Source organism: Pseudomonas sp. Je.1.5.c (assembly GCF_051129895.1).
Taxonomy (GTDB): domain Bacteria; phylum Pseudomonadota; class Gammaproteobacteria; order Pseudomonadales; family Pseudomonadaceae; genus Aquipseudomonas; species Aquipseudomonas urmiensis.
The window spans coordinates 122096-135674 of record NZ_JBCPSP010000002.1 but is presented as its reverse complement, the minus strand read 5'-3'; the positions used below and the strand labels follow the sequence as shown (position 1 = coordinate 135674).

At 60.8% G+C, this 13579-nt stretch carries 12 protein-coding genes; 5 read left to right on the top strand and 7 right to left on the bottom strand.

Annotated features, from left to right (window positions below; all coding sequences use genetic code 11):
* The first annotated feature begins 21 nt into the window (after positions 1-21).
* Positions 22-2247 (top strand): TonB-dependent siderophore receptor, encoded by a 2226-nt coding sequence (locus tag AAZU54_RS02520; protein WP_434726476.1) that lies wholly within the window; start codon positions 22-24, stop codon positions 2245-2247.
* A 35-nt stretch (positions 2248-2282) separates the two neighbouring features.
* Here AAZU54_RS02520 and AAZU54_RS02515 read toward each other — a convergent pair whose 3' ends face one another.
* Together AAZU54_RS02515 and AAZU54_RS02510 are read right to left on the bottom strand one after the other, a co-directional pair.
* Complete coding sequence (locus tag AAZU54_RS02515; RefSeq protein ID WP_392468624.1) at positions 2283-3176, bottom strand: dihydrodipicolinate synthase family protein; 894 nt, start codon at positions 3174-3176, stop codon at positions 2283-2285.
* Between the two features lie 33 nt (positions 3177-3209).
* Entirely contained in the window at positions 3210-3992 is a 783-nt protein-coding gene (locus tag AAZU54_RS02510) for an aldolase (RefSeq protein WP_434726475.1), read from the bottom strand.
* 154 nt (positions 3993-4146) lie between these two features.
* Between AAZU54_RS02510 and AAZU54_RS02505 the strand changes: the two genes are divergently transcribed.
* Both AAZU54_RS02505 and AAZU54_RS02500 read left to right on the top strand, forming a co-directional pair.
* Positions 4147-4689: a helix-turn-helix domain-containing protein gene (locus tag AAZU54_RS02505; protein WP_186553445.1), complete on the top strand. Its 543-nt coding sequence runs from the start codon at positions 4147-4149 to the stop codon at positions 4687-4689.
* A gap of 10 nt (positions 4690-4699) precedes the next feature.
* Complete coding sequence (locus AAZU54_RS02500) at positions 4700-5482, top strand: helix-turn-helix domain-containing protein (protein ID WP_186553444.1); 783 nt, start codon at positions 4700-4702, stop codon at positions 5480-5482.
* A 103-nt stretch (positions 5483-5585) separates the two neighbouring features.
* Here AAZU54_RS02500 and AAZU54_RS02495 read toward each other — a convergent pair whose 3' ends face one another.
* Positions 5586-6170 carry a LysE family translocator gene (locus AAZU54_RS02495; protein WP_186553443.1) on the bottom strand — a complete coding sequence of 195 codons (585 nt, stop codon included), beginning with the start codon at positions 6168-6170 and terminating at the stop codon, positions 5586-5588.
* A 277-nt stretch (positions 6171-6447) separates the two neighbouring features.
* Here AAZU54_RS02495 and AAZU54_RS02490 point away from each other — a divergent pair, with 277 nt between their 5' ends.
* Positions 6448-8019: a TerC family protein gene (locus AAZU54_RS02490; RefSeq protein WP_186553442.1), complete on the top strand. Its 1572-nt coding sequence runs from the start codon at positions 6448-6450 to the stop codon at positions 8017-8019.
* On the opposite strand, the gene rarD is transcribed toward AAZU54_RS02490, so the two are convergent.
* Both rarD and AAZU54_RS02480 read right to left on the bottom strand, forming a co-directional pair.
* Complete coding sequence (gene rarD / locus AAZU54_RS02485; RefSeq protein ID WP_434726474.1) at positions 7982-8869, bottom strand: EamA family transporter RarD; 888 nt, start codon at positions 8867-8869, stop codon at positions 7982-7984. The genes AAZU54_RS02490 and rarD overlap by 38 nt on opposite strands.
* Positions 8870-8902: 33 nt before the next feature.
* Positions 8903-10483 carry an EAL domain-containing protein gene (locus AAZU54_RS02480; RefSeq protein WP_434726473.1) on the bottom strand — a complete coding sequence of 527 codons (1581 nt, stop codon included), beginning with the start codon at positions 10481-10483 and terminating at the stop codon, positions 8903-8905.
* A gap of 305 nt (positions 10484-10788) precedes the next feature.
* On the opposite strand from AAZU54_RS02480, the gene hppD reads away from it, so the two are divergent.
* Positions 10789-11865, top strand: a complete 1077-nt coding sequence (gene hppD, locus AAZU54_RS02475; protein ID WP_186553439.1) for a 4-hydroxyphenylpyruvate dioxygenase — start codon at positions 10789-10791, stop codon at positions 11863-11865.
* Here the strand turns inward: hppD and AAZU54_RS02470 are convergent.
* Positions 11862-12689, bottom strand: coding sequence for a CSS-motif domain-containing protein (locus AAZU54_RS02470; protein ID WP_186553438.1), 828 nt, complete (start codon positions 12687-12689; stop codon positions 11862-11864). The genes hppD and AAZU54_RS02470 overlap by 4 nt on opposite strands.
* Before the next feature lie 129 nt (positions 12690-12818).
* Positions 12819-13508 carry a type 1 glutamine amidotransferase domain-containing protein gene (locus AAZU54_RS02465; protein WP_186553437.1) on the bottom strand — a complete coding sequence of 230 codons (690 nt, stop codon included), beginning with the start codon at positions 13506-13508 and terminating at the stop codon, positions 12819-12821.
* Positions 13509-13579: the final 71 nt, after the last annotated feature.

Below are 13579 nucleotides of genomic sequence, written 5' to 3'. Positions count from 1 at the left end.
CGAACAAGGAGTATGGCAGCGATGTTCGCGCCCTTTAGCCGTTCCATGACCCTCACCCTGGGTCTATGTGCCACCGCCATCAGCCCGTTGTCACAGGCTGAGCAGACCGAGCCGAGGTCTGCGGACGGGGTGCTGGAGCTCGGCTCCACCGAGATTCTCGCCCAGGGCCTGGGCAGCACCACTGAGCACACCGGCTCCTACACCACCGGTAGCATGAGCGCTGCCACCCGTTTGAACCTGTCGATCAAGGAAACCCCACAGTCGGTTTCGGTGCTGACGCGCCAGCAGCTCGACGATTTCCAGCTCAGCACCCTGTCCGAAGCCATGGCCCACGTCACGGGCGTCACGGTGCAGCGCAACGACTCCGAGCGGCCGGCGTACTACGCGCGCGGCTACGCCATCAACAACTTCCAGATCGATGGGATGCTCAACACCTTCTCGGGCCTGAAGTCGGACTCGGACACCATCATCTATGACCGCATCGAGGTGGTGCGCGGGGCTACCGGCCTGACCACTGGCGCCGGGGATCCCTCCGGGACCATCGCCATGGTGCGCAAACGCCCGACCCATCAGCTGGCGGTCAAGAGCGGCGTCAGCGCTGGCAGTTTTGACAACTACTACAGCTACCTGGATGTCGGCGGGCCGCTGGGCTGGGATGGCCGCCTGCGCGGGCGGACGGTGCTGGCTTACCGGGATGCCAAGTCACATATGAACAACTACGCCACCCAGCGTGAAGTGGCGTACGGCATCCTTGAAGCGGACCTGACCGACAGCACCGTGTTGGCGGTGGGCTATGACTACCAGAACAAGCATGTCCAGGGCTCCTCCTGGGGTACGGTGCCTTACTGGAACGCCGATGGCAGCAAGGCCCATCTGCCGCGCTCGACCAACCTGGCCGCGCCTTGGTCGTCCTGGCCGCTGAAAGACCAGACGGCCTTCATCACCCTCGACCAGCAGCTGGCCAACGACTGGAAACTCAAGGCTGCCTACACCCATCGCCAGAGCGACACCGACGGCAAGGTGTACTACGGCGGCAATGGCTTTCCCGCAGCGGACCGCAGCGGCATGCGCGCCTGGTACTCGCACTTTGCCGGCGAGGAAAAAATGGATGCGCTGGACCTCAACCTGGCCGGCCCTTATCAACTGCTGGGGCGCAGCCATGACTTCATGGTCGGCTATGGCGTTTCGGAACGGCGCAACCGTTCACCGCACTTTGCCGGTAGTACTGTTCCACCCGGCTACGATGTGATCCCTGACTGGAAATATCTCGGCTCGGTGCCCAAGTTCAGCGACTACGACACCGGCCTGGACTCGTCGCGTTCGAGCACCAAGCAGAAAGCCGGTTACATCGCGACCCGGCTGAACCCGACTGACCGCCTGCATTTCGTTCTCGGTAGCCGCTATGGCAGTTGGCAGAGCGAGAGCAAGTCGTGGAAGTACGACGCCGACCTCAATGTGACCCGTTCTACTCGCAGCCAACAAACCCAGAATGATCAATGGACGCCGTACGCCGGGGTGCTGTACGACCTGAGCGAGCAGTTCACCGCGTATGTCAGCTACACCGATATCTTCAACCCGCAGACGCTCAAGGATGTCAGCGACAAGTACCTGGAGCCTATCGTTGGCAAGGTCTATGAGGTGGGCCTGAAGGGCAGTGTGTTCGATGATCGCGCCAACGTGAGCACCGCCGTGTTTCGCAGCAAGCAAGACAACGTTCCCGAACTCGACGACTCGATTCCACGCGGGCCCAATGGCGAGCAGTACTACAAGTCTGGCGGCAAGGGGGTAGTCGTCGAGGGCTTCGAGGCAGAGATTTCCGGTGAGGTGATGCCGGACTGGCAACTGACACTGGGCTACACCTACACCCACGCGGTCAATGGCGAAAAGCAACGCAAGAACACCGAGCAGCCGTTGAACCTGGTGCGCTTTTCCAGCACTTACAAGGTGCTGCCAAAGCTGACGTTGGGGGCTAGCCTGGACTGGCAGAGCGATACCTTTGGCGAGGGTTCACGGCCGGTGGGGCGCAATGCTGCGGGTGAGATCGTTACCGTCGACGACCGTATCACCCAGCAGGCATTCGCCGTGGTTGGGGTGATGGGGCGCTACCAGTTCGATGAGCATCTGTCTGCGTCGCTGAACGTCAAGAACCTTTTTGACCAGCACTACTTCAACAACGTCGGTTTCTATAACGGTGTGTACCACGGGGAGCCGCGGACCATGATGCTGAGCTTGGATTGGACCTTGTGAGTTAGATTCTGGGGCCGCAAAGCGGCCCCAAAATCTCAAAGCGCTACGCCAAGCTCATCCAACATTCCGCGCAACGTCGCCCGCCCTTGTTCATCCAGGCCAAACACCGGCCGCCGCGGCTCGCCCACTGCCAGCCCCGTCAGCGCCAAACCGGCCTTGATAGTGGCCGGCAAACCACCCTTGAGAATGAAATCGAGCATCGGCAATTGCTGGTAGAACAGCGCTTTGGCCTGCTCCAGCTCACCCGCTCGAATCGCCTGGTACAAGCCCAGGTTGAGCGCTGGTATCAGGTTGGGCGCCGCCGTGCACCAGCCTGTGGCGCCCGCCACGAACGCCTCCAGCGCCAGCGGGTTGCAGCCGTTATAAAACGGTACCTGGCCTTCGCCGCGCAGCTGCAACTGGTGCATGCGCTGAATGTCACCGGTGCTTTCCTTGACCATGGTGACGTTCTCCACCTCGCGCACGATGCGCAAGATCAACTCCACCGGCATGTCGGTGCCACTGGTGGCAGGGTTGTTGTAGAGCATGATCGGCAGGTCGACGGCAGCGCCAATCGCCCGGTAGTGCTGGAGGATTTCCGTGGCGCTGAGCTTCCAGTAGGCAGACGGCAAGACCATGACGGCATCGGCGCCATGGGCCTGGGCGAAGCGCGCGCGGCGAATGGCGCCGGCAGTGGTGAGGTCGGAGACGCTGACGATGCTCGGCAGCCGCTTGCCAATCTGCGCCAGGCTGTACTCGGCCACTTGCTGCCACTCAGTGTCACTGAGGTAGGCGCCTTCACCTGTGCTGCCCAACGGGGCGATAGCGTGCACACCAGAGGCGATCAGGCGCTCGATGGACTGGCCCAGTGCCGGCAGGTCGAGTTGTTCGCCGTCGTTGCTGAACGGGGTGATGGTGTAGCCGATGATGCCGTGAAATTCTGTAGTCATGGTTGTGGGCTCCGCAGGCAAGGCATTGAAAGGTCAGTTCAGGCAATCGGCATGGATACGCAAGGTTTGGCGCGCGTAGTAGTTGAACGCAGCGGCGTGACGCTTGGGTCGGTCGATCCAATCGTGAGCTTCGCGGCCCAGCGCCGGGGCGATGGGCTTGATGGTGCCAGCCGCCATCGCCAGCAGTTGCAGGCGTGCGGCGCGTTCGATCAATTGGGCGTACACGCAGGCTTGCTCGACGCTGCTGCCGGTCGACAGTTGGCCATGGTGCGAGAGCAGGATGGCGCGTTTGTCACCCAGCGCCTGGCTGATGATCTCGCCTTCTTCGTTGCCAACCGGCACGCCTGGCCAGGCTTCAAGAAACGCGCAGTCGTCATACAGTGGGCACAGGTCCATGTGCGAGACCTGCAACGGCACTTCCAGCATCGACAATGCGGCGACGTGAGTGGGGTGGGTGTGGATGATGCAATTGACGTCTGGGCGGGCGCGGTACACCCAGCTGTGGAAGCGGTTGGCCGGGTTGGGCATGCCCTGGCCTTCGAGCACTTGCAGGTCTTCGTTGACCAGCAGCAGGTTGCTGGCGGTGATTTCGTCGAAACCCAGGCCCAACTGCTGGGTGTAGAAGGTGCCTGGCTGCGGGCTGCGGGCGCTGATCTGTCCGGCAAGGCCCGAGTCATGGCCATGCTCGAACAGAATTCGGCAGGTCAGGGCCAGCTTTTCCCGTACAGTCCACGTATTATCGGCGAGCGAGCCTTGCATCTGCGTCAGGGCCTGGCGCACCAGTTGGTCTTTGCTGTGAGTCAGGGTCGTTGCCATGGGGAAGGTCCTCGGTGGCGTGATGGTAGAGGTCACTGCTTGCCCGCCTAACTGCTTTGGTCGGTGGAAGGGCGGTCAATCAGATGACACAAATGATCTTATATGACACAAAGTGTCATTCGCAACTGCGTTTTGCCTGGGAAAGCTGCGTCACATGTCTATCCGACTGAAACTGCTGAGAAAAAAACTGGGGATTACCCTGGAGGTGCTGGCTGACAAGGCCGGCATGACCAAGAGCTACCTGTCCAAGGTCGAGCGGGGGCTCAATACCCCTTCCATCGCCACGGCGCTCAAGCTTGCCCGGGCGTTGAACGTCAATGTCGAAGAGCTGTTCGCCGATGATCCCTCAGGCGAGGCGCGTTACAGCCTGGTGCGCGGCACTGAGCGCCAGGCCCTGGTGGGCAGCGGTGAGGGGCCGGGCTACGCGGTGTTGACCTCGCAGGTCGGCCTGCGCAGTTTGTTGCCGTTCATGATCCAGCCGCCGAGCGAATTCAGCGACCCGACCTTCAAGGCGCATGAGGGTGAAGAGTTTCTGTTCGTCCACCAAGGCCAGGTCGAGGTGGATTTCATGACCGAGCGGCTGCTGCTGGAGCAGGGCGATGCCTTGCACTTCAATGCCCAGACGCCGCACCGCCTGCGTTCGGTCGGGCCACAGCAGGCGCAGTTGCTGGTGGTGGTGCAAGGCAGCGGCGAGTGAGGGCAGGGCGATGATCGAGGTGTCGCGGTTCTGGCGTGATCCGGCTTTGCCATTCGTCGAAGCGCGGCGTGTCGGTGATGGGCGCCAGGTCTGCTATGGCGCACATTCTCATGAGAGTTTTTCCATGGGTGTGATCACCGGCGGGCGCAGTACCTATGTGACCGGCGACAGCTGTCATGAAGTCGCAGCAGGGGCGACGGTGCTGATGAAGCCGGGCGTGGTGCACGCCTGCAATCCGATCGAGGGCCAGCCTTGGTCGTATGTGATGTTGTTCGTCGATGTGCCGTGGTTGCAGGCCCAGGGGATCAATCTGCCGGATGCAACGCTGAGCACCTCGCCAGCCCTGTACAGCCACTTGTTGCAAGTGCTGGCGGGGTTGTTCGATGGCGACACGCCAGGTCGTGAGGCGCTGTTAGCGGGTTTCTTTCAGGTATTGCCGGGCTATCTGGATCGCCCCTCGGTCACTCGATCTGTGCAGCATCCGCGCCTTGAGGCCGCAGCTGCGTTCATCCGCGCACATCGACTGGATCCGTTGAGCCTTGAAGAAATCTGCGCTGCAGCCGGACTGTCGCGTGCTTACTTGATCCGTGCGTTCCGCCAGCGTTTTGGCCTCACTCCGCATGGTTATCTGCTGGATCAGCGCGTGCAGCATGCGCGTGCTCAACTGCGTGTGGGCCGGCCGATTGCCGAGGTCGCGCTGGAGGCGGGGTTTGCTGACCAGGCGCATTTGCAGCGGGCGTTCAAGCAGCATCTGGCGGCAACGCCTGGGCATTATCGGCAGGCTGTCAGGTAAGGTCGCCTGTTCGCAGTTGAACCGATCCCACAACTACCGCTACAGCGCGATCCCTGTAGGAGCGGGCTTGCCCGCGAAGAGGCCGGTACAGACAATACGTTCATCACTCCATAACCAGATACAGGGCACTGGCAACCAGTAGCGCGGCCAGCGTACGATTGAACACCCTCATGTACCTTGGATTGCCCAGATACTGGCCAATCACACTCCCAGCCCAGGCCCAGCTGGCGATCGACACGAAGCAGATCGGCCCATAGATCCAGATAAACAGCCACAACAGCTGCTGTTCACCGCCGGTATAGGCACCCACCCCAGCCAGCGCCGCCAGCCAGGCTTTCGGGTTGAGCCATTGCATCGCCGCACCGTGCCAGGCCGACGGTGCGCGCAACTCCCCCTGGTTGCCGAGCCCACCCTTGTCACTTGCCAGTCGCCACGCCAGGTACAGCAAGAACAGCACTCCACCCCAGTGCAGTCCCAGACCGATCAGGGGCCAGCGTACTAACAGTTCATGCAGGCCCAGGCCAACCACGATCAACAGCAGGCAAAAGCCCAAGCTGGCTCCGACCACATGCCTGAGACTGGCGCGCAGGCCATGCCGTGCCCCGCTGCCAAGCGCGACGATATTGACCGGCCCCGGTGAAATCGAAGCCGCCAGGGCGAAGGCGGCCATGGACAATGACAGGCTCATGGATGACATCTCGTGTTGGAAGATGTCCGCTATCCTGATCAGCAAGCGCGGCGGCGTATTGAATAAAAGTGCCCTGATAGGGTCGCTGCATGCACAGCTGTTACAGGTTTTGTAATAGTTTCGCGCTGTGAGAAAAAGCGTCTGTGATTGTAGGATCTCCATCCGTATTTTCTATCAAGGTATGTATGAGCACCTTCTCGGAGCCCCCCAGTTTCAGGCCATCCTGGCCTTCCTTCTCCCCCCGTCCTCGTGACGCTTGCTTCGTGAGTACCCGCTAATGGAATGGCTAGCCGACCCCACGGCCTGGCTGGGCCTGCTGACGCTTATCGTCCTCGAGCTGGTACTGGGCATCGACAACCTGGTATTCATCGCCATTCTGGCTGACAAGCTGCCCCCGCATCAGCGCGACCGCGCGCGGGTAATCGGCTTGACCTTGGCGCTGGTCATGCGCCTGGGCTTGCTGGCGAGCATCTCGTGGATGGTTACCCTCACCGCGCCGCTGTTCGAGATCTTCGACAAGAGCTTCTCGGGCCGCGACCTGATCATGCTGTTTGGTGGTGTGTTCCTGTTGTTCAAGGCGACCATGGAGCTGCATGAACGGCTTGAGGGCCATGTCACCCAATCCAGTGGCGCCCTGCGTCATGCCGCGTTCTGGCCCATCGTGGCGCAGATCGTGGTGCTCGATGCGGTGTTCTCGCTCGATGCGGTAATCACTGCGGTAGGTATGGTCGAGCACCTGTCGGTGATGATGATTGCAGTGATCTTCTCGATCGGCATCATGATCGTCGCCAGCAAACCGCTGACCCGCTTCGTCAACGCCCACCCCACCGTGATCATGCTGTGTCTGGGCTTCTTGATGATGATCGGCTTCAGCCTGACCGCCGAAGGCCTGGGCTTCCACATCCCGAAAGGCTACCTGTATGCGGCAATTGGCTTCTCGATCCTGATCGAGCTGTTCAACCAGTTGGCCCGTGCCCGCCGCAAGCGCAGCTTGCAGCAGCATCGGCCGCTGCGTGAGCGGACCGCCCATGCGGTACTGCGCCTGATGGGCGGTCGCCGGGTCGAGGCCGACGAGGTCGGTGAAGAGATCGCCGATCTGGTCGAGGGTGGCGAAGAGCAGGTGCTGTTCGATCGCCGCGAACGGGTGATGATCAGCGGCGTGCTGAACCTGGCCGAGCGGCCGATTCGCACGGTGATGACGGTGCGTGCCGAAGTCGATGCGATCGACCTGGCGCAAGCGCCCGAAGCCATTACCCAGGCCCTGGCCAACTCGCCATACTCGCGCCTGCCGTTGATTCGCAATGGGCGTATCGAGGAACCGTTGGGCTTTGTGCACAAGAAGGAGTTGCTCAAGGAGCTGCTCGACGGCAATCAGCCGGACCTGGAACGCATGGCCCGCGCGCCGCTGAACCTGCTCGAAAGCTTCACCCTGCTCAACGCTTTGGAACAGATGCGCAACCAGTCGACGCACATTGCTTTCGTGGTTAACGAGTTCGGTGATTTCACCGGCGTGCTGACCATGACCGACATCCTTGAGTCGATTGCGGGCGAGCTACCCGACGCCAGCGAGGTCGAGGGGCCGGCGATCATCGAGGAGGAGGGTGGCTTCGTCGTCAGTGGCGCCTTGAACCTCAGCCAGGTGCAGGCGCGCATTGGCTTCAGCGCGCGTGCCACTGAGGACTACCAGACCCTGGCGGGCCTGGTGATGAGTCTGCTGGATCGGCTGCCGGTGGTCGGCGACCGCCTGGCCTGGAACGGCTGGAGCATGACCGTGGTGGCGGTGGAGGAGCGCCGCGTGCGTCAGGTGCGCCTTACACCGAACGCCGACGTTGACGCAGCAGGTGCTTGAAGCCTTCAAGCACCAGCACCAGGACTGCGGCCCAGATCGGCAGGTAGGTCAGCCACTGGTCGGGGCCGATGGTCTCGCCCAGTAGCAGGGCCACGCCCACCAGCAACACCGGCTCTACATAGCTGAGCAGCCCGAACAGGCTGAAGGGCAACAGCCGACTGGCCAGCACGTAGGCGATCAGGGCGCAGGCACTGATCGCCCCGAGCAGCGGGATCAAGCCGTACAAGCCTGGGTGTTCGACCAGGTCAGCCGCCGACAGCGGCCCCTGGATCACGAAGTACAGCGCCCAAGGCAGCAACAGGCACATGTCGCACCACAGCCCGCCCAGGTGATCGGTGCGGCAGCGTCCGCGCAGCACGAAGTAGATCGGGTAGCCGATCATCACCAGCAGGGTTTCCCAAGCGAAACTGCCATTCTGATACAGCTCATGGCCCACCCCCAGGGCTGCGCAGCTCACCGCCACTTTCTGCAAGCGAGACAGACGCTCGCCGTACACCAGTCGCCCGGTCATGACCATGGCCAGCGGCAACAGGAAGTAGCCCATCGACACCTCAAGGCTACGCCCATGCAGCGGCGCCCAGAGGAACAGCCACAGCTGCACGCCCATCAACCACGAGGTGCCGACCATGCCGAGCAGCAGCATCGGCGTTTGTCGCACCCTGGCCAAAAGCTCGCCGACCCGTTTGAAGTCTTTGCTGACCAGCATGAACAAGGTCAGGCAAGGCAGGGTCAGCAGGGTCCGCCAGCCAAAGATCTCCTCACCGTCCAGCGGTGCCAACAAGGAGGTGTAGAAATACATCACGGCGAACAAACACGACGCCATGACCGACGAAAGAATGCCTTTTGACACGAATGCCTCGGTTACAGGAGATGAGCGGGTGGATCAGCCGCGCATGATCTCAGGGCGCGCTGGTTGCGGCAACCGCGAGCTTTGTGCGGCCAAGGCACGCAGGAACTCCTCCAGCGGCATCGGCCGGGCAAACAGGAAGCCTTGCTGGAAATCTACCTGGCGCTGTTCGAGGTAGTCGCGTTGGGTCTGGGTTTCCACTCCTTCGGCGACAATGCCCAGGCCTAGCTTGGTCGACAGCTCGATGATGCTGTCCAAGATGTGCTGGGACAGCGCATCGCCGCCGATCATGGCGACGAAACTTTGGTCGATCTTCAGGTAGTCGACGTTGAACTGGCGCAGATAATTCAGGCTGGACTGGCCGGTGCCGAAGTCATCCAGGGCAATCATCACGCCCATTTCGTGGAGTTTTTCAAACAACTCCAGGGTCACTGGCGTGGCTTCGATCAACTTGCGCTCGGTCAGCTCCAGGGTCAGCTTCACCCGGCCTGGCTCGAAGTGCTGCAAGAAGGTCCGGCAGTCATCGAGCAGGCGCAGGTCGCGGCAATGATCGGCAGTGATATTGATGCCAATATGGAAACCGTCTTCGATCAGCGTTGCGTACGGCGCCAAGCCTTGGGCGGTATGCAGCATCAGTGCGCGGGTCATGGCGACGATCTGGCCACTGTGCTCGGCATACGGGATGAACAAATCAGGGCGCACCAGGCCTTCGCGCGGGTGATTCCAGCGCATCAGCACTTCGGCGCCGGCCCAGCGATAGTCGCCTTTGCGTACTACGGGCTGGAAATAGGGCAGGAATTCATCTGCTTCCAGGGCGCGATCCAACTCGCTGCGCGGCGACGAGGCGCGGCGGATCTGCCAGCGCACGACACTCCCGGCCACTACCCCAAGCAGCAGCAACAGACTGAGCAGCGCAGGATAATGATCGCGCATCAGCTCAGCTTGTTTATGTGCGCCATAGCCGCCATGCACACTGAACGGATAGCGCGCCGAGGCTTGCAGCACTGCTGCGGTCGCGGCCGTCGGCGGGGTACCGTGACGAACCACGCCGTCCTTGCCCATCCAATTATTGCCCACCTGGATCTGCAGGTCCTCGTCCCTACCGAGCATGCGCAGTACCGTGAGCAGGTGATCGCCGTCCACCGTGGTGATGGCGCCGCGTGCGCCTTCACTGGCGCGATAGACCAGCAGCGGGTGGCCAGGTGTTACCGAGTTGCCATCCATCAGCCACAACCGGCCTTCGGTGTAGTCAGCCGCGTTGACGGGTTCGTCAAATTCGCCAAACAGCGAGTTGCAGTAGAGCGTGTTGCGTTCGAACAGGTTGGTCGAGCGCACGAACGCATTGCGCGTCACCTGGCTGCGCAAGGCCACCTCGACCTCAGCGCAGGGCTTGCCGACCAGGGGAAACAACGACCTGGCAGAGGCCGACAAACTGTCCAGGATCTGCTCGATGTGCTGCACCACCTGCTCGGTGGTGGCCTGGCTGCTCTCGCGCAACTCACGCTGCGCCTGCCAGTTCATCACCGCCGCCCCACACACCAGGGGCAGTGCGCCGACCACCCAGGGCAGCAGGGCGCGCCAGCTCCAGCGGGCGGGACGTTTAACGGAAAGGGGCATGCTGACCTAATCTTGAGGAAGGAATACGCACAGGATAGCCGTTTGTCGGTTGGCTTGACGCACTTAAAACGCGACAAACCGATTTACGCCAGATAGAATCGGTTTACGAATACAACAATAAGGTTCTCCCTCCCGGAGGATCAAGCCCGCCGAGAATGGGGCCATATGACATATCATGGGTTCACGTTGATCATAGGTGGCTTCCTCGCCCGCAGCGTGCGGGGCATCCCCTGCTCACCACCACGTCTGTCCGACATCCCAAGCACCTGACCAACCGTTAATGCGCTGTAGATGAGGACACGAACATGGCTGATATCTTTGACAATCCAATGGGTCTGATGGGTTTTGAGTTCATCGAGCTCGCCTCGCCGACCCCGGGTGTGCTGGAGCCTGTATTCCAGATCATGGGCTTTACCAAGGTGGCGTCGCACCGTTCCAAGGACGTGCACCTGTACCGCCAGGGCGGTATCAACCTGATTCTGAACAACGAACCCAAGAGCATCGCTTCCTACTTTGCCGCCGAGCATGGCCCGTCGGTGTGCGGCATGGCATTTCGCGTGCGCAATGCCCATGAAGCCTATGCCCGCGCCCTGGAACTGGGCGCCCAGCCGGTCGAGATCGAAACCGGCCCGATGGAGCTGCGCCTGCCCGCGATCAAGGGCATTGGCGGCGCGCCGCTGTACCTGATCGACCGCCATGAAGAAGGCAGCTCGATCTATGACATCGACTTCAAGTTCATCGACGGGGTCGATCGCAATCCGGTTGGCGCAGGCCTCAAGCTCATCGATCACCTGACCCATAACGTCTATCGTGGGCGCATGGCGTACTGGGCAGGCTTCTACGAGAAACTGTTCAACTTCCGCGAGATCCGCTATTTCGACATCAAGGGCGAATACACCGGCCTGACCTCCAAGGCCATGACCGCGCCCGATGGCATGATTCGTATCCCGCTCAACGAGGAGTCGTCCAAGGGCGCGGGGCAGATCGAAGAGTTCCTGATGCAGTTCAACGGCGAGGGCATCCAGCATGTCGCCTTCCTCACCGATGACCTGATCAAGACCTGGGACGCCCTCAAAGGCTTGGGCATGCGCTTCATGACCGCCCCGCCGCAAACCTACTACGAGATGCTCGAAGAGCGTCTGCCTGGTCATGGTGAGCCGGTCGATCAGTTGCAGGCCCGCGGTATCCTGCTCGATGGTGCCTCCGAGGCCGATGACAAGCGACTGCTGCTGCAGATCTTCTCGGAAACCTTGCTGGGGCCCGTGTTCTTCGAGTTCATCCAGCGCAAGGGTGATGATGGCTTTGGCGAGGGTAACTTCAAAGCCCTGTTCGAATCGATCGAGCGCGATCAGGTGCGTCGCGGTGTGCTCAGCACCGATTAACTACTGGCACGCCCCCGTCTTGTGTTCAGGGCGGGGGTTGCCCTGGTTTTATGCCTTTTCCTGTGAATTCCCCAATAGGCCATCGCAGCGGTCAGCACGCCTACCAGCGCCAGTGACGGGAGCGTTCCCAGTAGGGAATGGTGTATCTCGTGAGCCGTGTGACCGGTGGGATAGCCTGCTTTAAGCGTGTAGCCGTGTTTGACTGATCGCGCACTCTGGAAGAACTCCGATTGCGATGGCCGCGTCGGCTCCCGACTGTCTCCTCGGGCCCAGATGTACTTGTCATCGAACTCCAGCAGCATCACCAAGTCACCCTGGAAGCCATACAATGCGTTGCGCAGCGCAAGGCCATAGGCGGTGGCGACGACGCCTGAGTTGTTAGCTGCTAACCAATACTCCACGACCACCCCATTCGGGGTGCTAGGAGAGGTCAAATTAAGCCTGACATTCGGGCTTTGGGTGTCAGAGTGGTGCAGCTTTGGATAGGGAGGCGGTAAAGTGCTGCAATAACCTATGTTGTTGCGCGTCAACATCAGTGAACTAATTCGCGAGTCCTTGGCTGTGCGGGCTTTCAACGCACCGATCACGCGGTCGCAGGGTCTACCGGCATATGCCAAGGTGTCGCTGGCGGCGCTAAGCAAGTTGTCTAACACCCGATCAATGACCACCACGGCTTCGCTGGCCGTTACCCGAGCGTGCTCGTCAAGATTGTTCTCCAGCTGATATACCATCACTGTCAGCCCGGAAGCCACAGGCACCAGCCCAACCCCCATAATCAGCAAAAGCTGCAACAGGCTTCGTGCTGCATACTTGAGTTTCGACATCGGCTTACCCTCCTTGTCAGAGCTGTCCATTGTTGGACAGATGCTGGGGGAGGGTACGGGGGACATCCTCTCTGAGCTGTAGTCTTGAGCCGGTTTAACTCTGGTAAATGTGGTCGCGCGCTGTGGGAGTCAGCTCTTCTTGCCGAGCGTTTCTACAACTTTTTCCGCCACCAAGGCGCTAGAAGCTGGGTTTTGGCCGGTAATCAACCGCCCATCGCACACGACAAACTCAGCCCACGGCTCATCGTGCTTGGTGTATCTACCGCCTCGTGCGCCCAGCTCGTTCTCAGTCAGATAGGGAACTACCTTATCCAGCTCAGCGAGCTTTTCTTCGGTATTGGAAAAACCGGTGACTTCACGGTCTTTGATCAACAGCGTGTTGTCACTAAGTTTGATATTCAACAAGCCGACTGCTCCATGGCACACCGCCGCGACCACACCCCCTTTTTCATAGATGCGCCGCGCCAGCTCTTGCAGCGCCGCGTTATCCGGGAAATCCCAGATAACCCCATGGCCGCCGGTGTAGTAAATCGCGCTGTAATCATCAGGTTTTACCTGGCCTGGGCTGAGGGTAGTGCCCAAGCGGTTCATGAACTGCTTGTCGTCATACCACTGCCAATCCAGATCAGGCGCCATCTGCAGGCTGTGCGGATCAATGGGAATGTATCCGCCGTTGGGGCTGACATAGTCAACGGCGTAGCCACTTTTTTCGACCACCTCGACAAAGTGGACCGCCTCGCCCAGCCACAGGCCGGTTGCGCGTTTAAGGGTGGGATATTTGGCGGTGTTGGTCAGCACGACTAGGATTTTCTTGCTCATGACCTCGCTCCATCGACAGGAAAGGGCCCGGTGACTCCGGGAACGCATGGCAAAGCCTAATCAGCATAGCT

What these genes read in the sequence shown, in the direction of transcription:
- AAZU54_RS02520 (WP_434726476.1), top strand. Translation starts at nt 22, where the DNA reads ATGTTCGCGCCCTTTAGCCGTTCCATGACCCTCACCCTGGGTCTATGT.
- AAZU54_RS02515 (WP_392468624.1), bottom strand. Translation starts at nt 3,176, where the DNA reads ATGACTACAGAATTTCACGGCATCATCGGCTACACCATCACCCCGTTC.
- AAZU54_RS02510 (WP_434726475.1), bottom strand. Translation starts at nt 3,992, where the DNA reads ATGGCAACGACCCTGACTCACAGCAAAGACCAACTGGTGCGCCAGGCC.
- AAZU54_RS02505 (WP_186553445.1), top strand. Translation starts at nt 4,147, where the DNA reads ATGTCTATCCGACTGAAACTGCTGAGAAAAAAACTGGGGATTACCCTG.
- AAZU54_RS02500 (WP_186553444.1), top strand. Translation starts at nt 4,700, where the DNA reads ATGATCGAGGTGTCGCGGTTCTGGCGTGATCCGGCTTTGCCATTCGTC.
- AAZU54_RS02495 (WP_186553443.1), bottom strand. Translation starts at nt 6,170, where the DNA reads ATGAGCCTGTCATTGTCCATGGCCGCCTTCGCCCTGGCGGCTTCGATT.
- AAZU54_RS02490 (WP_186553442.1), top strand. Translation starts at nt 6,448, where the DNA reads ATGGAATGGCTAGCCGACCCCACGGCCTGGCTGGGCCTGCTGACGCTT.
- AAZU54_RS02480 (WP_434726473.1), bottom strand. Translation starts at nt 10,483, where the DNA reads ATGCCCCTTTCCGTTAAACGTCCCGCCCGCTGGAGCTGGCGCGCCCTG.
- hppD (WP_186553439.1), top strand. Translation starts at nt 10,789, where the DNA reads ATGGCTGATATCTTTGACAATCCAATGGGTCTGATGGGTTTTGAGTTC.
- AAZU54_RS02470 (WP_186553438.1), bottom strand. Translation starts at nt 12,689, where the DNA reads ATGTCGAAACTCAAGTATGCAGCACGAAGCCTGTTGCAGCTTTTGCTG.
- AAZU54_RS02465 (WP_186553437.1), bottom strand. Translation starts at nt 13,508, where the DNA reads ATGAGCAAGAAAATCCTAGTCGTGCTGACCAACACCGCCAAATATCCC.